We start from the raw sequence: 26778 nt of genomic DNA, 5'->3' as shown, positions 1-26778 counted from the left end.
CACGGAAGCCTTAAAGGTTTACTTTAAGATAACGTGCGCGTCGATCCCCGGATAATAAGCTCGCAGTCCATTAAACGTGAGCCGCTTCCGACCGTTTGCCCCTGCATTTGATCAAGCAGTAACAGCATAGCTTCCCGACCAATTTCGTAGCGCGGCTGTGCAATGGTTGTCAGCGGCGGATCGCAAAATTGTGTCAGGTCGATGTTGTCAAAACCGATTATGGAAAGGTCGTCAGGGACTTTCAGCCCCTGGCGTTTCGCCTGAGAAAGTGCGCCGAGCGCCATGACATCGCTATGACAGAAGACGGCAGTTGGCGGTTGCGGAAGGTCGAGCAGCTGTTGCATGGCTTTACTTCCGGCTTCGAAGGTGAAGTCGCCCCGGGCGATATATTGCGGATCAACCATAATGCCGCAGCGACGCAGTGCCTGCACGTAGCCTTGTAGACGGTAGTGACACAATGGCATCTCTTCGGGGCCGGCAATACAGCCAATCAGTTTATGCCCTTGTTCATACAGATAATTTACGGCATCAAAGGCAGCGGTCAGGTTGTCGATATGAACCGTAGGCAGTTCCAGCTCTGGTGCGAATTCGTTCGCCATCACCATCGGCGGCAGATTACGTTGTTCCTCTATGCTTGCATCAAACGGCAGCCTTGAACCCAGCAGCAACATGCCATCAATTTGTTTGGTGATGATCAAGTCGATAAAGGTCTTTTCCTGCTGATTTTGGTGTGCGCAGTCGCCAATCAGTACCAGATATCCATGACTTGCCGCCGTGACTTCGATACCGCGAATAATTTCGCTAAAGAAGGGGTCGCAGATATCCGGGACAATCACCAGAATCGTTCGGGATTCATTACGCTTAGCGTTACGCCCCATTGGCTGCGGAAAATAACCCACTTCCCGGGCTGCTTTTTCAACCCGATTACGGGTGGCCAGGGAGACTTTATCTGGATTCATTAATGCTCGGGAGACGGTCGCTGTAGAGACTTTTGCCTTCAGGGCAACGTCTTTCATTGTTGCGGCAGTTTCCTGCTTCTTCGCTTTCACACTCACTCCTCGCCTGGCACGTCAGGCGTACTACATCCATGTTTACTTCATATCGGCAACATTTTTAGCAGATAGTGCGTGAAAACGGTTACAGAATTTTCATGAAAAGTGTGATGAATATTTAATTTTTCGATCCGCCTCGCATCGTGAGTGGTTTACCCCTCAATGGGATCAACATCCAGCACCCATTTCACTTTGCGTGAATCCGGTATGGTATTGATAAGCGCCAGTGTGCCATTGATGATGTGTTGTAAACGCACGCGGGAAGGGTGCTGCAACAAGATTTGCCAGCGCCAGCGACCGCCGCGTTTAGGCGCCAGCGCCGGAACCGGGCCGAGAACCCACAATTTGTCATCCGCCAATGGGCTGGAGAGAAGCAGATTACGCAACTGTTGCAGGAACAGCGGCGCGTGCTGATTGTTATGATCCTCCGCGCGCACAATCACATGGCTGGTCCACGGCGGCAGTTGCATCATTCGCCGCTCGGCCAACGCCTGTTCCGCAAAAGCGTCATAACCTTTATACAGCAAGGTTTGTAAGAGAGGATGTTCCGGATGGTGCGTTTGCAGCACCACTTCGCCTTGTTTACCTGCGCGTCCGGCACGGCCTGCCACCTGGGTGTATAGCTGGGCAAAACGCTCCGCCGAGCGAAAATCGGCAGAAAACAGCGCGCCGTCCACGTCCAGTAATGCAACCAGCGTTACATCCGGGAAATGGTGACCTTTCGCCAGCATTTGCGTGCCAATCAAAATTCGCGCGCCGCCGCGATGCACTTCTGCCAGTTGCTGCTCCAGCGCGCCTTTACGGCTGGTGGTATCGCGGTCGATACGTGAAATGGCTACACCAGGGAAAAGCGGCGCTAACGTCTGTTCAAGTTGTTCTGTTCCCAGACCCACCGGCACCAGATGGGTAGAGCCGCAGGACGGACACTGGCGCGGTACTGGACGCTGACTGTCGCAATGATGGCAGCGCAAATGCTGCTGCGCCTGATGCAACGTGTAGTAGTGATCGCAACGTGGACATTCGGCAATCCAGCCGCAGTCGTGGCACAGCAGTGCAGGCGCAAAACCACGGCGGTTAAGAAAGAGAATGACCTGGTTATCGGCCTGCAAATGCTGGCGCATACGGGTGATTAACGCCGGAGCCAGCCCCGCCTGCACCTTCTGACCTTTTAAATCCAGTACATGTTGAATTGCCGGACGCGCATTACCCGCCCGACGTGTCAGACGCAGCAGGCGGTATTTTTTCTGCTGCACGTTGCATAACGTTTCCAGCGCGGGTGTTGCCGAACCGAGAATTATCGGGATTTGCTCGCTGTGCGCGCGATATACCGCCAGGTCGCGGGCATGATAGCGCCAGCCTTCCTGCTGCTTGTAGGAACTATCGTGCTCTTCATCGATAACAATCACACCGAGATTTTTAAACGGTGTAAACAGTGCGGAACGGGTGCCAATCACAATCGCCGCCTCGCCATTTTTCGCTTTCAGCCAGGCCGAAAGGCGCTCACTGTCATTCAGGCCGGAATGCAGAACTTCCACTGGCGCATTAAACCGTTCACGAAAACGGGCGATCGTCTGGGGTGTCAGGCCGATTTCCGGCACCATCACCAGCGCCTGCTTGCCCTGAGCGAGCACGTTTTCCAGCACGCTCAAATAAACCTCTGTTTTACCGGAACCGGTAACGCCCGCCAGCAGCCAGGCAGAAAAAGTATCCGCCGCGCTATGAATTGCGCCAACGGCGGTGGCTTGTTCGGTATTCAGCCGTAGACGTTCGCCAGTAACAGCATAGTTCGTTCGCCAGTCGCTAAATTCCGGCGTTTCGCTTGCCAGCTCGCAAAGACCTTTTTTGCGCAGCGCCTGTAGTGCGGCATCGTTGAATTCAAGTTCCGCTACCTGGTCACGCCAGATTTTCCCTTGCCGCAACGCCGCCAGCGCCTGTTGTTGCTTAGGCGAACGTTTCAGGCTGTTGATATCCACCGCCTGGCCTTGTTCGGTAGCAAACCAGTACCACATGGGCGCGTTCGCCGCAGGCCGCCCCTGGCGCAATAAAATCGGCAAGGCATGAAACAATACATCGCCAATTGGATGATGATAGTAATCCGCCGCCCAAAGCAGTAAGCGCCAAACGGAACTGGAAAAAACGGGTTCACTGTCCAGCACTTCTACTACGGTTTTCAGTTCGTTGAGCGGCAACTCGCTGACGTCGCTAACTGACACGACAATCCCGATGCGCTCCTGCTGTTTGCCAAACGGCACGCGCACGCGACACCCGGCTTTAACAGTCATGCCTTCTGGCAGGAGATAGTCAAAGGTGCGGGGAAGCGGAACGGGCAAGGCAACGTGGGCAACGGGCATAGCATCATCCTGACTTGAAATTCGGTGGAACAGTATACACATTGCGGTAGAGGAGTGCGGATCAGTTTGCATACGCTGGTTAATTTCTGTATGATTCGGCGCCTTTGATACGAAATGATCGTATTGAAACTATACTTTAAACATCGCGTGGTGTCTGGCGTTAGGGCTGGAAGAGCGACGCGGCCTTAAACCGAGGTTTTCCCATGAAAAAAGATATTCACCCGAAATACGAAGAAATTACTGCTAGCTGCTCTTGCGGTAACGTAATGAAAATCCGCTCCACCGTTGGTCATGATCTGAACCTCGACGTGTGCAGCAAGTGCCACCCGTTCTTCACTGGCAAACAGCGTGATGTTGCTACCGGTGGCCGTGTTGACCGCTTCAACAAGCGTTTCAACATCCCGGGCAGCAAATAAGACCGGATTTCCGAAAAAAGCGCCGAACGGCGCTTTTTTTGTGCCTGAAAACTTTCATTAGCAGGATAACGTATTGGATTGTTATCTTTCCTTTACATCGCGAAAATCCATTTTATCAATATCGTATTTTTTCATGCGCAAATACAGTTTTTTTCTGGGGATCTGAAAGTAATCGGCAACGTCGTTGATACGTCCCTGGAAGAAGTTGAGTGCATCAATAATTATTTGTCTTTCATAGCTTTCTACACGTTCATCAAGTGGTGTTGGATCAGCATCCATCATCTGCAAACTGACTGAATCGTCCAGCATTAAAACACCCACAGCCACCAATTCTGCTGCATTTATTAATTCAATGATATTACCGGGCCAGGTTCGCGCCATCAGTCGCTTATAAAACGTTTTCCCCAGCAGCGGTTGTTGGCGATTTAATCGTTTACAGGTGAGAGTCAGATAATGGTGAAAAATAGGCTCAATATCCCCCGGGCGTTGACTTAGCGGTGGGCATTCGATGTGGGTAAGTGAAAAAAGAAAATACAATGCGGGAATAATTTTTTGTGTGGCGGCAAGTGCAGCCAGAGGGCTTTGATTAACAACAATCAGACGAAACGACCGATCCTGTGGGCGTTCCTGGAGTTGAATCAAGAGACGCTGATTTTCTTGCGTTAAATATTCAAGTTCTTTTAATAACAGCGTGCCACCTTTGGCTTCTTCCACCCATTCTTCCAGCGGTTGCTGACTATTAGCGCTGAGTGTGCGTTCAATTAAAGGCCTTTCCTTGCGAGAACTAAATTGGTGAAGATAATGGGCGGCTAATGTTCTGCCGGTTCCAGGTTCGCCGTAAAAACAGACGGGAAGATCGGTTTCTGCCAGAGTTTCAAGCTGCTGACGTGTCTGACGAACCCAGCCACTGTTACCAATTAAGTGCCGATTAAATTGCGCTCGTCGCCATTTTTTTTGTTCCAGATAATCTTCACGCTCTGCCAGCGCTTTTTCGATAAGCGATAAAAATTGTTCCGGATTGATCGGTTTTTGCAGGAAATCCCACGCTCCTTTTTTTACCGCTTCAACGGCCATTGGGACATCGCCGTGGCCGGTGATCATCAGAATGGGAAGATTAGGATCAATCAGCATTATTTTTTCCAGCAGCATAATGCCTGAAATATCCGGCATGCAAACGTCGCATACCACGATTCCTTCCCAGGTATCTTGCAGCAATTGCAGCGCTTCTGAAGGATTGCTACAGGTACATACGGTATAACCCTCTTGCTGTAAGAGAGAACTGTAGGCTTGCAGAACATCATTGTCGTCATCAATGAGCAGTATTGTTGGAGTTGTATCTGTCATGCTTAAAGTTTCCTGAAACATAGAATAACCAACGCATGGCGGTCGAGGGTAGACGCGATATATAGCTCTCCCTGGCACTGACGCATAATAGAATGACTAATCGAAAGACCAATACCTAAACCTACAGCTTTGTCAGTCGTAAATGGTGTTAATAGTCGATCAGCCAGAAGCACTGGCCAGCCTTTTCCATTATCAGCAATATAGAGCGTTAACGTGGTGTCTTCTTCTTCAAAGTTAATGGTTATTGTGGGCGGTTTTTCCTGACTGGCTTCCAGGGCATTCGTAAATAAATTAACTAAAACTTGTTGAATCAAAACATCATCGCCATAAACGGCAGGAAAATTATCCGGGTAGTGAAGAGATGCTTTCAGTGGCCGATGTTTCAATGCCAGAAGCTCCCAGGATGAATAAATTACCTGCTGTAAATTAATTGCTCCACCTACGAGTTCACTATCGCGGCGGCGGGCGAAGTTTCGCAGTCGTTTAACGATATTATCCATGCGCTCAACCAGCGATCGCATCGTAACGATATAGTTTTTCGCCAAACCAGCGTCTTGTTGCTCTATAGCGCGATTGGCGCTGAACAGGTACATAGATAATGCATTAAGCGGTTGATTGATTTCATGTGCCAGTGTTGTCATTGTCTGCCCGACTACGGCCAGTTTGGCGGTTTGGATCAATTCACTTTGTGCTGTTCGCAGATTTTTTTCTGTCGCGATTCGATCACAGATTTCCTGCCCCAGTTGACGTTGCTGCTGATTAATTTGCGCTATCGTCTGGCGGAGCAGGTTGGCAATTCTACCAAGCTCATCATTGCCGGAGACTGGAATATCTGCATCGAGTTCACCGTTACTTAATTTGACGACGGCATCATTCAGTAAGCGAAAACGGCGGATCATTCTTGGCCGAATGTAGAAGTAATTCACCAGAATAACGAACAGTAAAGCCGTCACCATAGCGGCAAAAATCAGTAGTCCACTAATTTGCATTATTTTTTCTAATCGCAGATTGAAAGTTTGTAGCTGTTGATGGCTATTACCCAGTTGCGTTTCTAATTGGCCGCGTATTTGCGTAAATACACGCTCTTTATCCCTGATGGTATTCATAAGGGTCTGTTGAGCCTGCCGCCAGGCGGCCAGAGTTCCGGGTAGATAACTTTTCTGTGTACCCAGTTCCCACAGGGAATAAACTGTCTGGTGTAATGTGATAGTGCTGGAATAAGAAGCTAACGACCGCACATTTTCGTCAATGCTATGCTTCAAAAAATCCAGGTATTGAATATGTTGTCTTAACGACTCGGTATCATTGTTATGCGTGTTAAGCATCTCCTTTAAGGTACTGACGATTTCAGTTTCTATATGTGAGAGTTCGAAAACGAGCTGCAACTCGTTTTGAATAGATTGCAGTGCATTTTGCAACCCCTGGTTTTCGTGAAGATCTTTCCGTTGGCTGAGTTGATTGAGCAATGATGATTGTTGCCAACTTAAATCCTGAGTCAGGGAGTTGAGTTCATTATTGAAATCGTCATGCAACCAGTTAACTCTTGACGATATAACGTCGAGTTTTCCGTTTTCCTTATTATGTTCATTTAATGCTTTATCGAGATTACTCAGCAATTTGCGACTACTGGCGACCTGTTGGTTAAGCGCACTTTGATGTACTGAATCAAGATGGGGATTAATTGACTGAATTTTTTGTAGCCGTTGTTCAATTTGCTCTCTTACCTGAAGGCGGCTATCGGTGTTGGTTGTCTGTTGTAGCTCATTGAATTCATTTACCAATGCCGTAAGGTTTTCTTCAAAAAGAAATGAAGCCTGAATTCGTGGGAAATAATCGTCAAGTGCGTAGCGAACCTGGGAATTTTGTTCATGCCAGGAATAAAGGCTAACTACACTAACGAATAGCGTAAGAACGGCACTAAAAACAAAGGCGAGACGCAAGCTCGTCCCGATAGTATGTAGTTGTTTCACTTTAATGACTCAAGTTGCGTATTCACTAATTGCTGCTGCTGCAGGAAAAACTGCTGCCATGCCATAATCTGGGCTTCACGAAAACCTGATTGCAGTTCGAATTGCTGTAGATATGTAGGATTAACAGACTGTTGCGGAGTAACGGGAACCGCGGTTAATAGCGCGCGCACCTCTGGCAATGTCCGCTTAAGTCGATGTTCTGCGGCGTATAATGCTTTCCAGCTTTTCTGAAGCTCGGTAAGGCGAAAAGTAATCGCATAATCAAATAACAATTGCACAAGCTTTTGGCGTTGCATGATCAACGGGTAATCAAGCGAAGGAGATGTAAATAACCGCATTTGTTGGTCAGCGAGTGGAGTGCCGGAGGGCAGAGGATATACCGGATACTTCCCTGAATCAGAATCGCTCAGTGCTTGCTGGCCTTCCTGACTCAACAAGAAATCAATAAAACGTCCCGCCTCTTGTGGATGATTACTGCCTTCTGTAATGGCAATAAACATAGGCGCTGCGCGCGAGTTGGGGAAATAGCTGAAACGTAAAGTTGAATTATTAAGCAGTACGTTAGCGTAATTGTCGATTACCGGACCAGCGTCCCCCAGTCCTGTACTGATCTTATTTGCTACGCCGAAGCTACGTGATGAAATGGTGGCGAGATTACCGCCTATTTTCAGTAGTGTACTCCAACCGCTACTCCATCCTTGTTGTTGCAGGAGATCTTCAATCATCAGATGAGTAGTATCTGAACGAGAAGGACTGCTCATTAATAGCGTTCCTTGATAACGCGACTTACTTAATTCCTGCCATGACGTTGGCACAGGCTCTTTTTTGTCTTCCAGATGCGCCACATTGATAAGAATGCCGTAGCCCGATATGGCAACAGCAACGGTGGTTGAACGAATGGATTCCGGTACTAACTTTCTACTTGTTTCTATTTGATTATTAAATGGCTGGAGCAGATTTTTACTTTGTAACCGCTGTAGCAACATCGGGGATGAACTCAGTACCAGATCAATATTTTCACCCAATGGATTTTCCAGCAGGCGCTCAATAGATGCACTGGTTCGGTTGAGCGTACGGATTTTGGTTGCCTGTGGTTGCTTTTGCCATTGACTGATAATGTGCTCTGTCGCTTCCGAAGAAAGCGTTGTAGCAATCACTAATTCATGCGCTGAGGCAACGCTGATATATAAAATCCAACAGATTAGCGCTCTTTGTATAATGCGAATCATGTCAAAAATCCCATTAATAAGAGATAAATTCCTGGGCTGTAATCCATGTTGTTATCCATTAGTTAACATAAGCAACGAACTTTAAGCCATATGTTTTTGTATTTGTAAATTATCATTAATTCGGCAAGCAACCAGCATTACTATATCCGCAAGTGACTGTTACGGAAATGTGCATTAATTAATTTCCACATTTTCGCTCTCAGATTCAGGTTCTGACTGTATAGCAGTAAAAAATGAAATTTGTTATTGGCGGCTTCATCCCATTTTTTACTCGTTGAGGATGGTAATAACAAGCACTATCGTAAATAGGGTCATCTGCGGTGGCCTGATGCAGACTTAGCGCCTCAGTAATCATGACGGAGTTCCAGTCTTCAGAAACCATAAAAAAGGCCCTAATTTGAGCGCAAATCAGCGTGTTACGACGGATATCCTGAAGGTGTTCAGACTCTGCTTTTTGTTGTGCGGTGATGAAGGTTTTCATGTTGTGCAGCATGGTTCTCTGGCATAACAAGAACAAGTATCTTCAATGATCCCGATTATAGAAGCAAAATATGTGATTGAACTCAAAAAATGAAAATTTTAATAAAACTAATTTTTTTTAAATTGGGCCTGTTGTAACACGTTAAGGTTTAAATAATAACCATGTTGCATTTTCCAACATCAAATATGGGAAAGAAATGGAACATTGAATTTGTTTTTTTGAGTCAGTTTTGACTCATTTGCCCTGTATTGTAACTTAAACTCTCTTGCTTCACTATCTTCAAAACTCACTAAGCAAAGGCTTTTTAAATACTCTTCAGAGAGTAGTAATGAGCATTGCTATGAATATTATTATTTGATTAAACAACACTATGAACTGGAAGGTGATATATGCTTTCTTTATTGAAACCTAAAGTGGCAACACATAAGGTTCCTGAAAGTGAAGTGAAAAGTACCTATAATCGTTACCGTATGCAGGCGTTATTCAGCGTATTTATCGGTTATCTTTCGTATTACATTGTCAGGAATAACTTTGTTCTCTCTACACCGTATTTAAAACAAGAGCTCAATCTTTCTGCGACGCAAATAGGGCTGTTAAGCAGTTGTATGCTGATAGCCTACGGTATTAGTAAAGGGATAATGAGCAGTCTGGCGGATAAAGCTAATCCTAAAGTATATATGGCAGTGGGTTTAATACTTTGTGCTCTCGTTAACGTGGCACTTGGTTTTAGTTTCGCATTCTGGATGTTTGCAGGACTTGTCATTCTGAATGGTTTCTTTCAGGGAATGGGTGTTGGCCCGTCATTTATTACGATCGCCAACTGGTTTCCTCGTAAAGAACGGGGCATTGTCGGCGCGGTCTGGAATATTTCGCACAACGTGGGTGGTGGTATTGTTGCTCCGATTGTCGGCGGCGCATTTGCCGTACTGGGCACTGAACACTGGAAAATAGCAACATATGTTATTCCAGCGATTGTCTCTGTTGTCATTGCTATCGTGGTACTGATGTCAGGTAAAGGTTCACCGGTAAGTGAAGGTTTGCCGCCATTAAACGAAATCGTTCCGGACGACGTCAGCATTAAAGCAAAAGATGATCGTGCGCCGGAAGATATGACGGCCTGGCAAATTTTTTGTACCTATGTGCTTAAAAATAAGAATGCCTGGTTTGTCTCTTTCGTTGATGTTTTTGTCTATATGGTGCGTTTCGGAATTATCAGCTGGTTACCTATTTATTTGTTAAGCGTGAAGCATTTTACAAAGACCGAAATGAGTACGGCATTTTTAATCTTCGAATGGGCGGCTATTCCAACGACATTATTTGCTGGCTGGTTGAGTGATAAATTATTTCATGGTCGCCGTATGCCGCCAGCGATTATCAGTATGGTATTGATTTTCTTCTGCCTGTTGGGCTACTGGAAAAGCGATTCTCTACTCTCTATTACTATTTTCGCTGCTTGCGTGGGCTGCCTTATCTATGTTCCGCAGTTCCTGGCCTCTGTTCAGACAATGGAAATTGTTCCCAGTTTTGCCGTGGGCTCCGCTGTCGGTTTGCGTGGTTTCATGAGCTATATTCTTGGAGCGACGCTTGGTACAAGCCTGTTTGGTATTATGGTCGATGAGGTTGGTTGGGATGGTGGTTTTTATCTTCTGCTTGCTGGTGTTATCTGTTGCATCATTTTCTGTACGTTAACGCACTTTGGTGCGATTGCTATGGAAAAACAACGTCAAAATGATGCTGAGACGTATCAACCAGAGCTTCAGACCCAAAAAAGCTAAGTTTTAGGGCCAGTCACGATGTGATTGGCCCACTTGCTTCTCCGCACAATTACCTTTCATCATCGATTTCGTACCCGTTTGGTTGCGTAAAGCGCATTTCGAGTTATGGCAAAACGCGATTAACGTTTGCGGCGGGAACGCCAGCCGTGTTCACAGTAATCCATTACCAGGAAAACAGCGGCCATTCTTTGGCAACCGTGGTGAGTTGTGGCGCATCGAAAACGGCTTGTGGCGAAACCACCGTTTCCTCAAGCGGGATATTTTTACCGTATCGTTCTTTAAGCTTTCCCTGGACCAGCGGGTTGCTAAGATCGAATTCTTTCAGCTTTTGCTGTTCACCTATGCGCATTCCCAGCGCGTTCTGATAAACCTTCCAAACGACTTCCGAGCAGTACTGACGATCATCGCTCCACGAGAAGCTAAAGTCATACGGTTTGCCGAGATAACGTTTTGCCGTTTGCGCCAGTTTTTGCTGTTGTTCGGTATTCAGTCCGCCTTCAACGCGGCGAACAATGTATTTGCCATCTTCACCGTGGGCGATCCACTGCTTGAGGGGGGTGTATTTCACCGGGCCGACCGCTTCAAAAACGTAGGGCTTTTTGTTGCGTATCACCAGCATACCGGTGTGGCTGTAATCGGAATGAGTTGCCAGTTGGATCGCTTTACTTTGCGATGAGGGAGAGATCTGAAAGATGATGTCGCCGGTTTGTGGTTGCCAGGCAAAGGCAGGTACAGAAACCAGCAGGCTGAGGATCAGCAGCCTGTTTTTCATAGTTAAACGTCCATGTATAAAAAAAGCGGCTGGTTAACGCCAGACCGCTTTTTTCAGCATTAGTATTCCCACGTCTCCGGGTTAATCCCCATCTCACGCATGATCTCTTTTGCCGCTTCCGGAATTTCGTCGCTGCGCTCTTTACGCAGGTCGGCATCATCCGGCAGAGGTTGCCCGGTAAAGGCATGCAGAAACGCTTCGCACAGCAGTTCGCTGTTGGTAGCGTGACGCAGGTTGTTCACCTGACGACGCGTGCGTTCATCGGTGAGGATTTTTAACACCTTAAGAGGAATGGAAACCGTAATCTTTTTGACTTGTTCACTCTTCTTGCCGTGCTCAGCGTATGGGCTGATATATTCGCCGCTCCATTCAGCCATGAGATACTTAATCCTCTTCGTCAATAAATTGAAACCAGACCACACAATTAATGTGGGTAATGGCCATAAACCCGCATAGTTTACCGTACAGGCGCTACCGTGACATCGTGTAATGCACCTGTCGGCGTGATAATGCATGTAATTTTAACGGTTATTGGGGAATTGCTCAATCTATACGCAAAGAAGTTTAGATGTCCAGATGTATTGACGTCCATTAACACAATGTTTACTCTGGTGCCTGACATTTCACCGACAAAGCCCAGGGAACTTCATCACATGACGCGTAAACAGGCCACCATCGCAGTGCGTAGTGGGTTAAATGACGACGAACAGTATGGTTGCGTTGTCCCTCCAATCCATCTTTCCAGCACCTATAACTTTACCGGATTTAACGAGCCGCGCGCGCATGATTACTCGCGTCGCGGCAATCCAACGCGCGATGTGGTTCAGCGTGCGCTGGCAGAACTGGAAGGCGGTGCTGGTGCAGTGCTTACTAATACCGGCATGTCCGCGATCCACCTGGTGACTACCGTCTTTTTGAAACCCGGCGATCTACTGGTTGCGCCACACGACTGCTACGGCGGCAGCTATCGCCTGTTTGACAGCCTGGCGAAACGCGGTTGCTATCGCGTGTTGTTTGTTGATCAAGGTGATGAGCAGGCATTGCAGGCGGCACTGGCGGAAAAACCTAAACTGGTGCTGGTAGAAAGCCCAAGTAATCCATTGTTACGCGTCGTGGATATTGCGAAAATCTGCCATCTGGCAAGGGAAGTCGGGGCGGTGAGCGTGGTGGATAACACCTTCTTAAGCCCGGCATTGCAAAATCCGCTGGCATTGGGTGCCGATCTGGTGTTGCATTCATGTACGAAATATCTGAACGGCCACTCTGACGTGGTGGCCGGCGTGGTGATTGCTAAAGACCCGGACGTTGTCACTGAACTTGCCTGGTGGGCAAACAATATTGGCGTGACGGGCGGCGCGTTTGACAGCTATCTGCTACTGCGAGGGTTGCGTACTCTGGTGCCGCGTATGGAGCTGGCCCAGCGCAACGCGCAGGCGATTGTGAAATATCTGCAAACCCAGCCGTTGGTGAAAAAACTGTATCACCCGTCGCTGCCGGAAAATCAGGGGCATGAAATTGCCGCGCGCCAGCAAAAAGGCTTTGGCGCAATGTTGAGTTTTGAACTGGATGGCGATGAGCAGACGCTGCGTCGTTTCCTGGGCGGGCTGTCGTTGTTTACGCTGGCGGAATCGTTAGGGGGAGTGGAAAGTTTAATCTCTCACGCCGCAACCATGACACATGCAGGCATGGCGCCAGAAGCGCGTGCTGCCGCCGGGATCTCCGAGACGCTGCTGCGTATCTCCACCGGTATTGAAGATGGCGAAGATTTAATTGCCGACCTGGAAAATGGCTTCCGGGCTGCAAACAAGGGGTAAAAATGAGTGTGATTGCGCAGGCAGGGGCGAAAGGTCGTCAACTGCATAAATTTGGTGGCAGTAGTCTGGCTGATGTGAAGTGTTATTTGCGTGTCGCGGGCATTATGGCTGAGTACTCCCAGCCCGACGATATGATGGTGGTTTCCGCCGCCGGTAGCACCACTAACCAGTTGATTAACTGGTTGAAACTAAGCCAGACCGATCGTCTCTCTGCGCATCAGGTTCAACAAACGTTGCGTCGTTATCAGTGCGATCTGATTAGCGGCTTGTTACCCGCCGAACAAGCCGATAGCCTCATTAGCGCCTTTGTCAGCGATCTGGAGCGTCTGGCGGCGCTGCTCGACAGCGGTATTAACGACGCGGTGTATGCAGAAGTGGTGGGCCACGGGGAAGTGTGGTCAGCACGCTTAATGTCTGCGGTGCTTAATCAACAAGGGCTGCCAGCGGCATGGCTTGATGCCCGCGAGTTTTTACGCGCCGAACGCGCCGCACAACCGCAGGTTGATGAAGGGCTTTCTTATCCGTTGCTGCAACAGCTACTGGTACAACATCCGGGCAAACGTCTGGTGGTGACTGGGTTTATCAGCCGTAACAACGCTGGTGAAACGGTGCTGCTGGGGCGTAACGGTTCCGACTATTCCGCGACACAAATCGGTGCGCTGGCGGGCGTTTCTCGCGTAACCATCTGGAGCGACGTCGCCGGGGTATACAGCGCCGACCCGCGTAAAGTGAAAGATGCCTGTCTGCTGCCGTTGCTGCGTCTGGATGAAGCCAGCGAACTGGCGCGTCTGGCGGCTCCCGTTCTTCACGCCCGTACTTTACAGCCAGTATCCGGTAGCGAAATCGACCTGCAGCTGCGCTGTAGTTACACGCCAGACCAAGGTTCCACGCGTATTGAACGTGTGCTGGCCTCCGGTACTGGTGCGCGTATTGTCACCAGCCATGATGATGTCTGCTTGATTGAGTTTCAGGTGCCCACCAGCCAGGATTTCAAACTGGCGCATAAAGAGATCGACCAAATCCTGAAACGTGCTCAGGTGCGTCCACTGGCAGTTGGCGTGCATAACGATCGCCAGTTGCTGCAATTTTGCTACACCGCAGAAGTCGCTGACAGTGCGCTGAAAATCCTCGACGAAGCGGGATTACCCGGCGAACTGCGCCTGCGTCAGGGGCTGGCACTGGTGGCGATGGTTGGGGCGGGCGTCACCCGTAACCCGCTGCATTGCCACCGCTTTTGGCAGCAATTGAAAGGCCAGCCGGTCGAGTTTACCTGGCAGTCGGATGACGGCATCAGCCTGGTGGCAGTACTGCGCACCGGACCAACCGAAAGCCTGATTCAGGGGCTGCATCAGTCCGTCTTCCGTGCAGAAAAACGCATCGGCCTGGTGCTGTTCGGCAAGGGCAATATCGGCTCCCGCTGGCTGGAACTGTTCGCCCGCGAGCAGAGTACGCTCTCGGCACGCACCGGCTTTGAATTTGTGCTGGCAGGCGTGGTGGACAGCCGTCGCAGCCTGTTGAGCTACGACGGGCTGGACGCCAGCCGCGCGTTAGCCTTCTTCAACGATGAAGCGGTCGAGCAGGATGAAGAGTCGCTGTTCCTGTGGATGCGCGCCCATCCGTATGATGATTTAGTGGTGCTGGATGTTACTGCCAGCCAGCAGCTTGCTGATCAATATCTCGATTTCGCCAGCCACGGTTTCCACGTCATCAGTGCCAACAAACTGGCGGGAGCCAGCGACAGCAATAAATATCGCCAGATCCACGACGCCTTCGAAAAAACCGGGCGTCACTGGCTGTACAATGCCACCGTCGGTGCGGGCTTGCCGATCAACCATACCGTGCGCGATCTGATCGACAGCGGCGATACTATTTTGTCGATCAGTGGGATCTTCTCCGGCACGCTCTCCTGGCTGTTCCTGCAATTCGATGGTAGCGTGCCGTTTACCGAGCTGGTGGATCAGGCCTGGCAGCAGGGCTTAACCGAACCTGACCCGCGTGACGATCTCTCTGGCAAAGACGTGATGCGCAAGCTGGTGATTCTGGCGCGTGAAGCAGGTTACAACATCGAACCGGATCAGGTACGCGTGGAGTCGCTGGTGCCTGCCCATTGCGAAGGCGGCAGCATCGACCACTTCTTTGAAAATGGCGATGAACTTAACGAGCAGATGGTGCAACGGCTGGAAGCTGCCCGTGAAATGGGGCTGGTGCTGCGCTACGTAGCGCGTTTCGATGCCAACGGCAAAGCGCGTGTAGGCGTGGAAGCGGTACGTGAAGACCATCCGCTGGCATCATTGCTGCCGTGCGATAACGTCTTTGCCATCGAAAGCCGCTGGTATCGCGATAATCCGCTGGTGATCCGTGGGCCTGGCGCAGGGCGCGACGTCACCGCCGGGGCGATTCAGTCGGATATCAACCGACTGGCGCAGTTGTTGTAATCCTGAGCCAGAGAAAGCAGTATTTTCGTTACGCGCCCTGCGGAAAGCGGGGCGCTGTGAGTAAATTCTGCCTGTTTATGTAGCCAGTCGATAAAATGTCTGCTGGTTGCTAATGAGAGCATTTCAGCTTTGCTGTTATTTCCGCCCGTTAATGCACATACCATTTTACGATTTTTTCCCTGAACCCAGAGTTGCCACTGATTTTTCCACCAGCCGTGATAAGTTGTTCCCTGAAAACTCCAGGACGTATTATCGGTACAGTCAGTTATTTCCTCTTCAATAAACCAAATTTCACCTTGCTGTTGGCGAAACAGATCAGCCCAAACCGTAATAATGGCGCCTCTTAAAAAACACTCGTGTGAAATAACCTGTGTTTTAACTGTCGGGAATAGAATATTCAGTACCCTGAAATGCCCGTGCGCTGTGATAACCGGACGCAGAATAGCGCCTTTAGCATTGCGCTTGAGCGCTGCACTGCCATACTGAATTTCATCAAACTGACTGCGGCGTAGAAATTGTGCTTCGCGCATATCAACGCGTTGTACAATATTATTGTTGTGTAACTCTGGTTCTGCATTTCCTCTGTATCGATAATGCAGACTTTCTCCAGCCTGATGCTGCGTGTAATTAGTAGAAAGATGAAGAATATTACCGCGCAGAGCATCAAAACTCATTAAAACATACAGTTTCTGTCCACTGCTACCCCCCTGAAATGGCACCAGAAGAGCAACCGTTTCGATTATTTCGGGAGGCGTTATTTCTTTCTGATATTGTTTAGGTGTCCAGACTTTTTTGCAGTTACGGCATTGAATGCGTTGCGAACCCTGTGGATTGTGACCATAACAAATTGTCTCTGTGCCATAACATACCGGGCAGAAATGCCCCTTCTCCGAGGCCCATGTAGATAAGTGAACTGTCAACCAGTCACGAAATTGTTGTTCGTCAAACAACGGTGGATAGCTTCCACATGCCCGGCAGTGCAATGCTGCATAACCCAGTCGATAGTCAGGCCAGCTGTAATCTGTCGATGTTGACCGTCCTAAATTACGGCAACCAAACGACTTGCAGGCATTAATCGTAAACAGAGTCGACATATATCACCAACGATTTCACAAGGTCGTTGATTTTGTCCGGCAACGCTCCCTTGTGGATGTGATTACTCTCACATAAATAACTCTTTCAGAACGTAATGTAGCAATCCTTTAAATCACTGAAAGGGACTATTTATGAAAATTAAAATGCTTGCTGCGGGTATTGCATTAACACTGCCGTTCTGGGCTTGCGCCAAAGATGTCACTATCATTTATACCAATGATCTCCATGCACATGTAGAGCCTTATAAAGTGCCATGGATCGCTGACGGTAAACGAGATATTGGCGGCTGGGCAAATATCACTACGCTGGTTAAACAAGAAAAAGCAAAAAATAAAGCGACATGGTTTTTTGATGCAGGTGACTATTTTACCGGGCCCTATATTAGCAGCCTGACCAAAGGCAAAGCTATTATCGATATTATGAATACCATGCCGTTTGATGTCGCCACAATAGGCAACCATGAATTTGACCACGGCTGGGACAACACATTATTACAGTTGAGTCAGGCAAAATTCCCGATTGTGCAGGGCAATGTTTTTTATCAGAACAGCAGTAAATCATTCTGGGATAAGCCCTATACCATCATCGAAAAAGACGGTGTGAAAATAGGCGTTATAGGTTTGCACGGAGTATTTGCCTTTAATGACACGGTATCCGCTGCCACGCGAGTGGGTATTGAGGCGCGCGATGAAATTAAATGGCTACAACGTTATATCGATGAACTCAAAGGCAAGGTTGATTTGACCGTCGCCCTGATCCACGAAGGTGTTCCGGCCCGCCAGTCCAGTATGGGAGGCACAGATGTGCGTCGCGCGTTGGATAAAGATATTCAGACGGCAAGTCAGGTGAAAGGACTGGATATTTTGATCACCGGACATGCACATGTGGGTACGCCGGAACCGATTAAAGTCGGCAATACGCTCATCCTCTCTACTGACAGCGGCGGGATTGATGTGGGCAAACTGGTACTGGACTATAAAGAGAAGCCGCATGATTTTACGGTGAAAAACTTCGAGCTTAAAACCATTTACGCCGACGAGTGGAAGCCCGATCCACAAACGAAACAGGTGATCGACGGCTGGAATAAAAAACTTGATGAAGTGGTGCAACAAACGGTGGCGCAATCGCCGGTTGAATTAAAACGTGCCTATGGTGAATCGGCTTCCCTCGGGAACCTGGCGGCTGACGCTTTACTGGCAGCGGCAGGTAAAAACACCCAAATAGCCTTAACCAACTCTGGCGGTATCCGCAATGAGATCCCTTCGGGGGCGATTACGATGGGCGGCGTCATCAGTACGTTCCCGTTCCCCAACGAACTGGTGACGATGGAACTCACGGGTAAACAGTTACGCAGTTTGATGGAACACGGCGCAAGTTTGAGTAATGGCGTTTTGCAGGTATCGAAAGGCCTGGAAATGAAGTACGACAGCAGTAAGCCGGTTGGTCAGCGGGTTATCTCACTGACTGTGAATGGCAAACCGATTGAAGATGCGACGGTTTACCCTATTGCTACTCAGAGTTTCCTTGCTGATGGTGGAGATGGTTTTAGCGCCTTTACCGAAGGGAAAGCGCGCAACACAACGGGCGGTTATTACGTTTATCACGCCGTGGTTGATTACTTCAAAGCGGGTAACACCATCACGGATGAACAGCTCAACGGTATGCGTGTGAAAGATATCAAGTAAACATACGCATTGAGTTGGTTTACACCTTATTGCCGGATGACGATATCGACGTACATCTCATTCGGCATGTGTATTACGCCGATTCCCGCACCACCAGTTGCCCGGAAAGCGCAATTCTTTGGGTTTGCAAATCCGGGTCTTTTAATTTGCGAATCATCAGGGTCGCTGCCTGGCGTCCGGTTTCTTCACTGGCGGAAGATACATAGGTGAAAACAGGAGAGGTCAGGTTGATATGCAGCATATCTTCAAAACCAATTAGCGCTACCTGCTGGGTCAGAAAGACGTCTTTCCCGACGGTACGCCCCACCTGATGTATGCCGTTGATGCTGCCAATCATGGCCTCGGGCGAATGGCAGAGCAGGGCGGTAATGGCGTTGTTATTTTCCAGCAACTGGCGCGTTGCCATGCTGGCAGCCCAGGTGTCACCGTCACAGGCTGGCGTGAACTCGTCACGACAAGCAATGCCAAATTTTGCCAGGGTCTGGCGAAAACCAACCAGTCGCTGCTGACGGATAAGATCACTTTCTCTGCCACCGAGATAGGCAATGTAACGATGGCCGCGCTCAATTAAATAACGTGTGGCAAGACTTGCTGCCTGCTGGTTGTCACGCAACACCAGGTTGCACTCATCTTTGATAGGCGTTTGTGACGCGACAACAAGGGGAAGCGAACACTGGCGGATTAGCGTGGGGAGGGTTTCACGATGCGCATCGGAAGCCAGATAAATCACTCCGGCAACACCTTGTTGCTTGAAGGAAAGTAAACAACGTTCAAGATGTTCATGTTCGTTCTGTGGTTGCCCAAGGAATACCATATAGCCCCTGGCTTCCAGTTCCTGAACAATACTGGCCATCACTTTGATGGAAAAGCTATCGCTAAAATCACGTAAAATCAGTCCGATAATATTTGACGTGTGGGAACGTAAATTGGCGGCGGCAACATTATGCACGTAGCCCAGTTCGTCAATAGCAGCATGAACTTTCCCGATGGTCGCCTCTGAGATTTTCCCTTTCTGGCGCAGCACTAGCGACACGGTAGAGACGGAAACTCCGGCTCTTTTGGCAACATCAATTATGCTGACTTTCTTCAAACTCACTCCCTGAACAACGTTGATTCTTTAAATAGCAAGAAGGTTCTGGTCAGGGACCAGAACCTCTGACATCGAGTAATCTTAAGGCTATTTACCGATCATCGTCGACATGGTTTGCGCGATAAATTGCGCTCGCGCGCCAAAAATGACCTGAATGCCGTTATCGCCAACAAAAACCACGCCACGGGCGCCAATATTATTTAGACCATCCTGATCCACCGCTTCTTTATCAGAGACTTCCAGACGTAAACGCGTGATGCAGGAGCCTACCGATTTAATGTTTTGCTGACCGCCAAGCAGCGTGATGATTTCTGTTGCCAGCTCGTCATCGGTTTTATCATTAGCGCTAACCGTAGTTTCAGTACGACCAGGCGTTTTCACATCAAAACGACGAATAACAAAGCGGAAGGTGAAGTAGTAGATCACCGCCATTGGCACGCCGACGATAATGGCGCTCAGGAAGTTGGTTTTATAGCCGTTAAAGGATGGCAGGATGCCAAACGAAATATAGTCAATCAGCCCCGCAGAGAAGGATTTGGCAATATGTGCATGCAGCAGATACATCGCCATATAGGAAAGGCCCGCCATTATGGCATTGAAGATATACAGCACAGGGGCGACAAAGATAAATGTAAATTCAACGGGTTCTGTAATACCGGTCAGAAAACAGGTTAATGCGGCAGAGAACAGAATACCGGCGGCAATTTTCTTATTCTTTGTGTGCGCTTCATGGTACATCGCCAGGCACGCCGCAGGCAGGGCAAACAGCATCAGGGGGAATTCGCCTTGCATAAATTTACCGGCGTCATGATAACTGTCGCTGCTAAATGATTTCACCCCTTCTTCCAACATCTTGAACCAAATCGTCTGATCGCCGTGAATCATTTGCCCGGCATGGGTAGTGTAATCCCCAAAAGAATACCAAAACGACGGATACCAGATGTGGTGCAAGCCAAGCGGAATGAGCGCTCGTTCAGTTACACCAAAAATAAAGGTCGATGCTGCCTGGTTGTTACCATTAACGATAACCGATAATGCATCGATTCCTGACTGAATGTGTTGCCAGACATAGGGCAGTAACAGGCCAAGAATGAAGGAGAGAAAAGCCGTCGCGATAGCGACAAAGCGTTTCCCGGAGAAAAAACCAAGGAATTCTGGCAATTGCATGGTATGAAAACGGTTGTAACACCACGCCGCCAGGATCCCGCATATCAGGCCGCCAAAAACGCCCATTTGCAATGTAGGGATACCCACCACCATCGCGTATTTGCCGCCTTGCCCGGCCATTTCTGGCGTGATGCTAAGTACGGTGCTGATGGTGATATTGGTGACAAAAACGGAAACGGCTGCGGATAACGCCGCAATTCCTGATTCAGAAGCCAGCCCTACGGCGGAACCGATAGCAAAAAGCATCGGCAAGTTATCAAAAATAATGCCGCCTGCATTCATCATCAACGGCAAATGGAATTTATCTCCGAACGCCAGTAACAGCCCAGCGGCAGGCAGAAGCGAAATTGGCAGCATTAGGGCGCGACCAATCATCGACAATTTAGAAAGTGACTTCACGAAACTCGACATCAGATTCATGCTGATTTCCCCCGAATAGCGCATAAATCTGCGCGAATTAGTCTTTTTTTGTATAAGTAGAACGTTCTAGTAGAACGTTCTACTTATCGTGGGGGATGCATAATTGCTCTGCAACATAATTTTGGAGAAATTGTTAATAGTTTGAAGTAGTTCAAATAATAAACATGCAGTATTGAATGCAAATTATGGTATCTATTTGTTTTATTTAAATAAGTGTCTAGCTAACACAGACGAGCATATTAATTAACTCTTATTTAAATAAATTTGAAGCCGATGGCTTATCCGTTTATTCATTACTTCGCGCGCGATAATGTGAGAGAACCCATTTACCCTCACATTCAAATGAAGAAAATTCATCTTCACTGATTATTCCTCACCATCATGGGGCATTTTTCGGTTGACGCCCCTCGGCTTTTCCTTCATCTTTACATCTGGACGTCTAAATGGATAGATGTTCACAACACAACATATAACTACAAGCGATTGATGAGGTAAGGTATGAGCTTTTTTCACGCCAGCCAGCGGGATGCCCTGAATCAGAGCCTGGCCGAAGTCCAGGGGCAGATTAATGTTTCGTTCGAATTTTTCCCGCCGCGTACCAGTGAAATGGAGCAGACCCTGTGGAACTCCATCGATCGTCTTAGCAGCCTGAAACCGAAATTTGTTTCAGTGACCTATGGCGCAAACTCCGGCGAGCGCGACCGTACGCACAGCATCATTAAAGGCATTAAAGACCGTACTGGTCTGGAGGCTGCACCGCATCTCACCTGCATTGATGCGACGCCTGACGAGCTGCGGACCATCGCCCGCGACTACTGGAATAACGGTATTCGCCATATCGTGGCGCTGCGTGGCGACCTGCCGCCGGGAAGCGGTAAGCCGGAAATGTATGCCTCTGACCTGGTGACGCTGTTAAAAGACGTCGCGGATTTCGATATCTCCGTGGCGGCGTATCCGGAGGTGCATCCGGAAGCGAAAAGCGCCCAGGCGGATTTGCTTAACCTGAAACGCAAAGTGGACGCCGGCGCCAATCGCGCAATTACCCAATTCTTCTTTGATGTCGAAAGCTACCTGCGTTTTCGTGATCGCTGCGTTTCGGCGGGTATCGATGTGGAAATTATTCCTGGCATTTTGCCCGTCTCTAACTTTAAACAGGCGAAGAAATTTGCTGACATGACCAACGTACGCATTCCGGCGTGGATGGCGCAAATGTTTGATGGTCTGGATGACGACGCCGAAACCCGCAAGCTGGTGGGCGCGAATATTGCGATGGATATGGTGAAGATTTTAAGCCGTGAAGGAGTGAAAGATTTCCACTTCTATACGCTTAACCGCGCTGAAATGAGTTACGCGATTTGCCACACATTGGGTGTCCGACCTGGTTTATAAGTGCTTTGGTTTCTGTAAAAATCACACGGTGATCACAAAATTAAAACAAAGCACAAAATGCCTCCTCGAAGCGAGGGGGCAGACAAGTAAAACTATTGACTCGCTTTTTCTCCTTCATTCCTTAAAAGAACAGAGAGAAAACAGGGATAAAACCCTTTTTTATAAGGTATTTGTCCGTAATCGGACATAATCAAAAAGGCTTATTTAAGATCAATTTGATCTACATCTCTTTAACTAATGATATGTAAGATCCCAACTATCGCATCCGTGGATTAATTCAATTATAACTTCTCTCTAACGCTGTGTATCGTAAGGGTAACACTGTAGAGGGAGTATATTGATGAGCACGTCAGACGATATCCATAACACAACAGCAGCCGGAAAATGCCCGTTCCATCATGGCGGTCATGACCAGAGCGCCGGTGCGGGAACAACCACTCATGACTGGTGGCCAAAACAACTCCGTGTTGACCTGTTAAACCAACATTCTAACCGTTCTAACCCACTGGGTGAGGACTTCGACTACCGCAAAGAATTTAGCAAGCTAGATTACTACGGCCTGAAAAAAGATCTGAAAGATCTGCTGACAGAGTCTCAACCGTGGTGGCCAGCAGACTGGGGCAGCTACGCTGGTCTGTTTATTCGTATGGCCTGGCACGGCGCGGGGACTTACCGTTCAATCGATGGTCGCGGCGGCGCGGGTCGTGGTCAGCAACGTTTTGCACCGCTCAACTCCTGGCCGGATAACGTCAGCCTGGATAAAGCGCGTCGTCTGTTGTGGCCAATCAAACAAAAATATGGTCAGAAAATCTCCTGGGCCGACCTGTTTATCCTCGCGGGTAACGTGGCGCTGGAAAACTCCGGTTTCCGTACCTTCGGTTTTGGTGCCGGTCGTGAAGACGTCTGGGAACCGGATCTGGATGTTAACTGGGGTGATGAAAAAACCTGGCTTGCCCACCGTAACCCGGAAGAACTGGCAAAACGCCCATTAGCAGCAACCGAAATGGGGCTGATTTACGTTAACCCGGAAGGACCAAATGCCAGTGGCGAACCACTTTCTGCGGCTGCAGCTATTCGCGCGACATTTGGCAATATGGGGATGAACGACGAAGAAACCGTTGCGCTGATCGCGGGTGGTCATACGTTAGGTAAAACTCACGGCGCAGGCCCGGCAACGCACGTAGGTCCTGATCCAGAAGCGGCCCCGATCGAAAACCAGGGCTTAGGCTGGAAAAGTGATTTTGGTTCCGGTGTCGGTGCTGATGCCATTACGTCAGGTCTGGAAGTGGTCTGGACCCAGACGCCGACCCAGTGGAGCAACTATTTCTTCGAAAACCTGTTCAAGTATGAGTGGGTACAGACTCGTAGCCCGGCAGGCGCCATCCAGTTTGAAGCTGTAGATGCACCGGAAATTATCCCAGATCCGTTCGATCCGTCGAAGAAACGTAAGCCGACGATGCTGGTCACTGACCTGACGCTGCGTTTTGATCCAGAGTTTGAGAAGATTTCACGTCGCTTCCTTGACGATCCGCAAGCGTTCAACGAAGCCTTTGCCCGTGCGTGGTTCAAACTGACGCACAGGGATATGGGGCCGAAATCTCGTTACATCGGACCGGAAGTGCCGAAAGAAGATCTGATCTGGCAAGATCCGCTGCCACATGCGTTCTTCAACCCGAGCGAGGAAGATATCCTTAACCTGAAGACGGCGATTGCTGAGTCTGGTCTCTCTGTGAGCGAGCTGGTTTCTGTTGCCTGGGCTTCTGCCTCCACCTTCCGCGGTGGGGATAAACGTGGCGGTGCCAACGGTGCGCGTCTGGCATTAGCTCCGCAGCGCGACTGGGAGGTTAATGCCGCAGCAGCACGCGCATTGCCGGTGCTGGAGGGGATCTATAAATCCTCACACACGGCTTCACTCGCTGACATTATTGTTCTCGCCGGTGTTGTTGGTGTCGAAAAAGCGGCGAGTGCTGCGGGTATCAGCATCAGTGTTCCGTTCACACCAGGTCGCGTAGATGCACGTCAGGATCAGACGGATATCGAGATGTTCGAGCTGCTCAAACCTGTTGCTGATGGTTTCCGTAACTATCGCGCTGCGTCGGGCGAGGCTACCACTGAATCACTGCTGATCGATAAAGCGCAGCAACTGACGCTGACTGCACCAGAAATGACTGTGCTGGTGGGCGGGATGCGTGTGCTGGGCGCCAACTTCGATGGCAGCAAAAACGGTGTCTTCACTGACCGTGTGGGCGTATTGAGCAATGACTTCTTTGTGAACTTGCTGGATATGCGCTACGAGTGGAAAGCGACCGACGAATCGAAAGAGCTGTTCGAAGGCCGTGATCGTGAAACGGGTGAAGTGAAATACACCGCCAGCCGTGCGGACCTGGTATTTGGTTCTAACTCCGTTCTGCGTGCACTGGCAGAAGTTTACGCCAGCAGCGATGCCCACGAGAAATTTGTTAAAGACTTCGTGGCAGCATGGGTGAAAGTGATGAACCTCGACCGTTTCGACCTGCTGTAATCTGACCTTCTTCAGCGACTGCCTTTCAGGCAGTCGCTGAAGTTTCTTTACCGGCGTATAGTGTCCACAGGAAAACTACACACTGGATCTCTCATGTCTGCCGCAGGAAAGAGCAACCCACTGGCAATCAGTGGCCTGGTTGCGCTCACACTTATCTGGAGTTATAGCTGGATTTTCATGAAGCAAGTCACCAGCTACATCGGTGCCTTCGACTTCACCGCCTTACGCTGCATTTTCGGCGCTCTCGTTTTATTCATCGTTCTTTTGTTACGTGGTCGCGGAATGCGCCCGACGCCGTTTAAATACACCTTAGCCATTGCCCTGTTACAAACCTGCGGGATGGTTGGCTTGGCGCAGTGGGCGCTGGTCAGCGGTGGAGCGGGGAAAGTGGCGATCCTGAGCTATACCATGCCGTTCTGGGTGGTGATTTTCGCCGCGTTGTTTCTCGGTGAACGCCTGCGACGTGGGCAATATTTCGCGATTCTGATTGCCGCTTTCGGTTTATTTTTGGTGTTGCAGCCGTGGCAACTCGATTTCTCTTCGATGAAAAGCGCCATGCTGGCGATCCTCTCCGGCGTCAGTTGGGGGGCGAGCGCCATTGTCGCTAAACGCCTTTACGCCCGTCATCCGCGCGTGGATCTATTGTCGTTAACATCCTGGCAGATGCTGTATGCGGCGCTGGTGATGAGCGTGGTCGCCTGGCTGGTGCCGCAACGTGAAATTGACTGGCAGCCCACCGTGTTCTGGGCGCTGGCCTACAGTGCAATTCTGGCGACGGCGCTGGCGTGGAGCTTATGGTTGTTTGTATTGAAAAACTTGCCTGCCAGTATTGCCAGTTTAAGCACACTGGCCGTTCCCGTTTGCGGCGTACTCTTTTCCTGGTGGCTGCTCGGTGAGAATCCTGGTGCGGTTGAAGGTAGCGGTATTGTGCTGATTGTGCTGGCATTGGCGCTGGTGAGCCGTAAGAAAAAAGAAGCCGTCAGTGTAAAAAGGATCTGAATTTTTTCTTCATGTGGGGCGAGCTCTTATTTAACAAAATAGCGATAGTGCCCCACAATCCGCCAGCTAAACAGCACATCTTCTTCCTGCGCGCCCGCGCCAATGTTATGTATCACCAGCGGCGTACCGTCGCGGGCGAAGCCATCTGAAACTACCCCAATATGTGCCAGCCCGTTGTCCAGTCGCCAGGAGACAATATCGCCCGCTTGATAGTCACCAGCGTTTTTGCTGGTGGGGCGTGTTTTATCGTGGCGGGTAAACCAGGTTTCCAGATTAGGCACCCGACGGTGATCGATGTTGCTGTCAGGGCGCTTTAACTTCCACTTTTGCGGATAATCGGCAAAATTCTTCGCCATATCTTCGTGAACCAGTTTCTGCAAATCGACCTTCTGGCTGCGCAAGGCGCGGATCACCACATCGGAACATACGCCGCGTTCTTGCGGGACATCACCGCCAGGATAGGTAAGCTGCACATACGCCGGATCGTAAAATAGCGTGCTGCCAATTTGCTGTCTGGCACCGTCCGCGATGGCAAGATTGGTGTTGGCCTGGATTTGTACCACGGCTGGTGGAACGGCGGGAGATTTTAAGGGGGGGGCTGGTAAATGCCGTTAGCAGGCTGACCAGCGCCAGTGAAGCTTTCATCTGTTTCATCCGTGAAAATAAGAGTCACAGATTCGACCTTCCGGGCTAACGATTGTTCTGTGGAGAAAATGTCCAGAAGCGGATAAAAAAACTCCCAATCAACGTGGGAGTTTCAGATTACTGGCACA

At 49.4% G+C, this 26778-nt stretch carries 19 protein-coding genes and 1 pseudogene; 8 read left to right on the top strand and 12 right to left on the bottom strand.

The features are described from left to right. Positions 1 to 23: 23 nt before the first annotated feature. Together cytR and priA are read right to left on the bottom strand one after the other, a co-directional pair. On the bottom strand, positions 24 to 1049 hold the full coding sequence (cytR, locus tag FEK66_RS00220) for a DNA-binding transcriptional regulator CytR (RefSeq protein WP_130206604.1): 1026 nt from the start codon (positions 1047 to 1049) through the stop codon (positions 24 to 26). Positions 1050 to 1204: 155 nt separating this feature from the next. Beyond that, positions 1205 to 3403: a primosomal protein N' gene (gene priA, locus FEK66_RS00215; protein ID WP_130206602.1), complete on the bottom strand. Its 2199-nt coding sequence runs from the start codon at positions 3401 to 3403 to the stop codon at positions 1205 to 1207. A gap of 203 nt (positions 3404 to 3606) precedes the next feature. Here priA and rpmE point away from each other — a divergent pair, with 203 nt between their 5' ends. Beyond that, entirely contained in the window at positions 3607 to 3819 is a 213-nt protein-coding gene (rpmE, locus tag FEK66_RS00210) for a 50S ribosomal protein L31 (RefSeq protein ID WP_000710769.1), read from the top strand. 81 nt (positions 3820 to 3900) lie between these two features. On the opposite strand, the gene FEK66_RS00205 is transcribed toward rpmE, so the two are convergent. The 4 genes from FEK66_RS00205 to FEK66_RS00190 all read right to left on the bottom strand — a co-directional run bounded on the left by FEK66_RS00205 (position 3901) and on the right by FEK66_RS00190 (position 8843). Then, positions 3901 to 5163, bottom strand: a complete 1263-nt coding sequence (locus tag FEK66_RS00205; RefSeq protein WP_131161569.1) for a sigma-54 dependent transcriptional regulator — start codon at positions 5161 to 5163, stop codon at positions 3901 to 3903. A gap of 2 nt (positions 5164 to 5165) precedes the next feature. Next, positions 5166 to 7133: an ATP-binding protein gene (locus FEK66_RS00200; RefSeq protein WP_135495373.1), complete on the bottom strand. Its 1968-nt coding sequence runs from the start codon at positions 7131 to 7133 to the stop codon at positions 5166 to 5168. Continuing rightward, positions 7130 to 8362 (bottom strand): ABC transporter substrate-binding protein, encoded by a 1233-nt coding sequence (locus FEK66_RS00195; RefSeq protein WP_135495372.1) that lies wholly within the window; start codon positions 8360 to 8362, stop codon positions 7130 to 7132. The genes FEK66_RS00200 and FEK66_RS00195 overlap by 4 nt, the downstream gene beginning before the upstream one ends. 205 nt (positions 8363 to 8567) lie before the next feature. Then, positions 8568 to 8843, bottom strand: coding sequence for a hypothetical protein (locus FEK66_RS00190; RefSeq protein WP_131161572.1), 276 nt, complete (start codon positions 8841 to 8843; stop codon positions 8568 to 8570). 389 nt (positions 8844 to 9232) lie between these two features. Here FEK66_RS00190 and FEK66_RS00185 point away from each other — a divergent pair, with 389 nt between their 5' ends. Then, on the top strand, positions 9233 to 10618 hold the full coding sequence (locus tag FEK66_RS00185) for an MFS transporter (protein ID WP_130206592.1): 1386 nt from the start codon (positions 9233 to 9235) through the stop codon (positions 10616 to 10618). Between the two features lie 163 nt (positions 10619 to 10781). On the opposite strand, the gene FEK66_RS00180 is transcribed toward FEK66_RS00185, so the two are convergent. Both FEK66_RS00180 and metJ read right to left on the bottom strand, forming a co-directional pair. Then, positions 10782 to 11390, bottom strand: a complete 609-nt coding sequence (locus FEK66_RS00180) for a YiiX family permuted papain-like enzyme (protein ID WP_130206590.1) — start codon at positions 11388 to 11390, stop codon at positions 10782 to 10784. A 59-nt stretch (positions 11391 to 11449) separates the two neighbouring features. Next, the gene (gene metJ, locus FEK66_RS00175) at positions 11450 to 11767 is read right to left on the bottom strand and encodes a met regulon transcriptional regulator MetJ (protein WP_000852812.1); all 318 of its coding nucleotides are present in this window, start codon (positions 11765 to 11767) and stop codon (positions 11450 to 11452) included. Between the two features lie 276 nt (positions 11768 to 12043). Here metJ and metB point away from each other — a divergent pair, with 276 nt between their 5' ends. Together metB and metL are read left to right on the top strand one after the other, a co-directional pair. Further along, entirely contained in the window at positions 12044 to 13204 is a 1161-nt protein-coding gene (gene metB, locus FEK66_RS00170; RefSeq protein ID WP_001353720.1) for a cystathionine gamma-synthase, read from the top strand. A gap of 2 nt (positions 13205 to 13206) precedes the next feature. Next, a complete protein-coding gene (gene metL, locus FEK66_RS00165) occupies positions 13207 to 15639 on the top strand; it encodes a bifunctional aspartate kinase/homoserine dehydrogenase II (RefSeq protein WP_130206588.1) in 2433 nt (810 codons plus the stop codon). On the opposite strand, the gene FEK66_RS00160 is transcribed toward metL, so the two are convergent. Continuing rightward, the gene (locus tag FEK66_RS00160) at positions 15603 to 16733 is read right to left on the bottom strand and encodes a cytoplasmic protein (protein WP_135495371.1); all 1131 of its coding nucleotides are present in this window, start codon (positions 16731 to 16733) and stop codon (positions 15603 to 15605) included. The genes metL and FEK66_RS00160 overlap by 37 nt on opposite strands. Positions 16734 to 16865: 132 nt before the next feature. On the opposite strand from FEK66_RS00160, the gene FEK66_RS00155 reads away from it, so the two are divergent. Then, on the top strand, positions 16866 to 18419 hold the full coding sequence (locus FEK66_RS00155; RefSeq protein WP_138211386.1) for a bifunctional UDP-sugar hydrolase/5'-nucleotidase: 1554 nt from the start codon (positions 16866 to 16868) through the stop codon (positions 18417 to 18419). 73 nt (positions 18420 to 18492) lie between these two features. Here the strand turns inward: FEK66_RS00155 and malI are convergent, their stop codons facing one another. Both malI and FEK66_RS00145 read right to left on the bottom strand, forming a co-directional pair. Next, positions 18493 to 19509 carry a Mal regulon transcriptional regulator MalI gene (malI, locus tag FEK66_RS00150; protein ID WP_135408555.1) on the bottom strand — a complete coding sequence of 339 codons (1017 nt, stop codon included), beginning with the start codon at positions 19507 to 19509 and terminating at the stop codon, positions 18493 to 18495. Between the two features lie 87 nt (positions 19510 to 19596). Next, the gene (locus FEK66_RS00145; protein ID WP_138211385.1) at positions 19597 to 21096 is read right to left on the bottom strand and encodes a PTS transporter subunit EIIC; all 1500 of its coding nucleotides are present in this window, start codon (positions 21094 to 21096) and stop codon (positions 19597 to 19599) included. A 498-nt stretch (positions 21097 to 21594) separates the two neighbouring features. On the opposite strand from FEK66_RS00145, the gene metF reads away from it, so the two are divergent. From metF to yijE, 3 genes are all read left to right on the top strand, one after another. Beyond that, positions 21595 to 22485 (top strand): methylenetetrahydrofolate reductase, encoded by an 891-nt coding sequence (gene metF, locus FEK66_RS00140; RefSeq protein ID WP_130206580.1) that lies wholly within the window; start codon positions 21595 to 21597, stop codon positions 22483 to 22485. A gap of 340 nt (positions 22486 to 22825) precedes the next feature. Continuing rightward, on the top strand, positions 22826 to 25006 hold the full coding sequence (katG, locus tag FEK66_RS00135) for a catalase/peroxidase HPI (RefSeq protein ID WP_130222342.1): 2181 nt from the start codon (positions 22826 to 22828) through the stop codon (positions 25004 to 25006). A 93-nt stretch (positions 25007 to 25099) separates the two neighbouring features. Then, the gene (gene yijE, locus FEK66_RS00130; RefSeq protein WP_130206576.1) at positions 25100 to 26005 is read left to right on the top strand and encodes a cystine transporter YijE; all 906 of its coding nucleotides are present in this window, start codon (positions 25100 to 25102) and stop codon (positions 26003 to 26005) included. A 26-nt stretch (positions 26006 to 26031) separates the two neighbouring features. On the opposite strand, the pseudogene FEK66_RS00125 reads toward yijE, so the two are convergent. Next, positions 26032 to 26650, bottom strand: a pseudogene (locus FEK66_RS00125) (DUF1287 domain-containing protein). Positions 26651 to 26778: the final 128 nt, after the last annotated feature.

The organism is Escherichia sp. E1130, from assembly GCF_005781065.1.
In the GTDB taxonomy this organism is placed as follows: Bacteria; Pseudomonadota; Gammaproteobacteria; order Enterobacterales; family Enterobacteriaceae; genus Escherichia.
This window is presented reverse-complemented; position numbering and strand designations above follow the sequence as displayed.

Bases quoted from the DNA above. Each gene is read 5' to 3' on its own strand.
- FEK66_RS00160 (WP_135495371.1), bottom strand. From the start codon at position 16,733: ATGTCGACTCTGTTTACGATTAATGCCTGCAAGTCGTTTGGTTGCCGT.
- FEK66_RS00155 (WP_138211386.1), top strand. From the start codon at position 16,866: ATGAAAATTAAAATGCTTGCTGCGGGTATTGCATTAACACTGCCGTTC.
- metL (WP_130206588.1), top strand. From the start codon at position 13,207: ATGAGTGTGATTGCGCAGGCAGGGGCGAAAGGTCGTCAACTGCATAAA.
- katG (WP_130222342.1), top strand. From the start codon at position 22,826: ATGAGCACGTCAGACGATATCCATAACACAACAGCAGCCGGAAAATGC.
- FEK66_RS00145 (WP_138211385.1), bottom strand. From the start codon at position 21,096: ATGAATCTGATGTCGAGTTTCGTGAAGTCACTTTCTAAATTGTCGATG.
- FEK66_RS00185 (WP_130206592.1), top strand. From the start codon at position 9,233: ATGCTTTCTTTATTGAAACCTAAAGTGGCAACACATAAGGTTCCTGAA.
- metF (WP_130206580.1), top strand. From the start codon at position 21,595: ATGAGCTTTTTTCACGCCAGCCAGCGGGATGCCCTGAATCAGAGCCTG.
- metJ (WP_000852812.1), bottom strand. From the start codon at position 11,767: ATGGCTGAATGGAGCGGCGAATATATCAGCCCATACGCTGAGCACGGC.
- FEK66_RS00180 (WP_130206590.1), bottom strand. From the start codon at position 11,390: ATGAAAAACAGGCTGCTGATCCTCAGCCTGCTGGTTTCTGTACCTGCC.
- FEK66_RS00190 (WP_131161572.1), bottom strand. From the start codon at position 8,843: ATGAAAACCTTCATCACCGCACAACAAAAAGCAGAGTCTGAACACCTT.
- FEK66_RS00195 (WP_135495372.1), bottom strand. From the start codon at position 8,362: ATGATTCGCATTATACAAAGAGCGCTAATCTGTTGGATTTTATATATC.
- FEK66_RS00205 (WP_131161569.1), bottom strand. From the start codon at position 5,163: ATGACAGATACAACTCCAACAATACTGCTCATTGATGACGACAATGAT.
- rpmE (WP_000710769.1), top strand. From the start codon at position 3,607: ATGAAAAAAGATATTCACCCGAAATACGAAGAAATTACTGCTAGCTGC.
- priA (WP_130206602.1), bottom strand. From the start codon at position 3,403: ATGCCCGTTGCCCACGTTGCCTTGCCCGTTCCGCTTCCCCGCACCTTT.
- metB (WP_001353720.1), top strand. From the start codon at position 12,044: ATGACGCGTAAACAGGCCACCATCGCAGTGCGTAGTGGGTTAAATGAC.
- yijE (WP_130206576.1), top strand. From the start codon at position 25,100: ATGTCTGCCGCAGGAAAGAGCAACCCACTGGCAATCAGTGGCCTGGTT.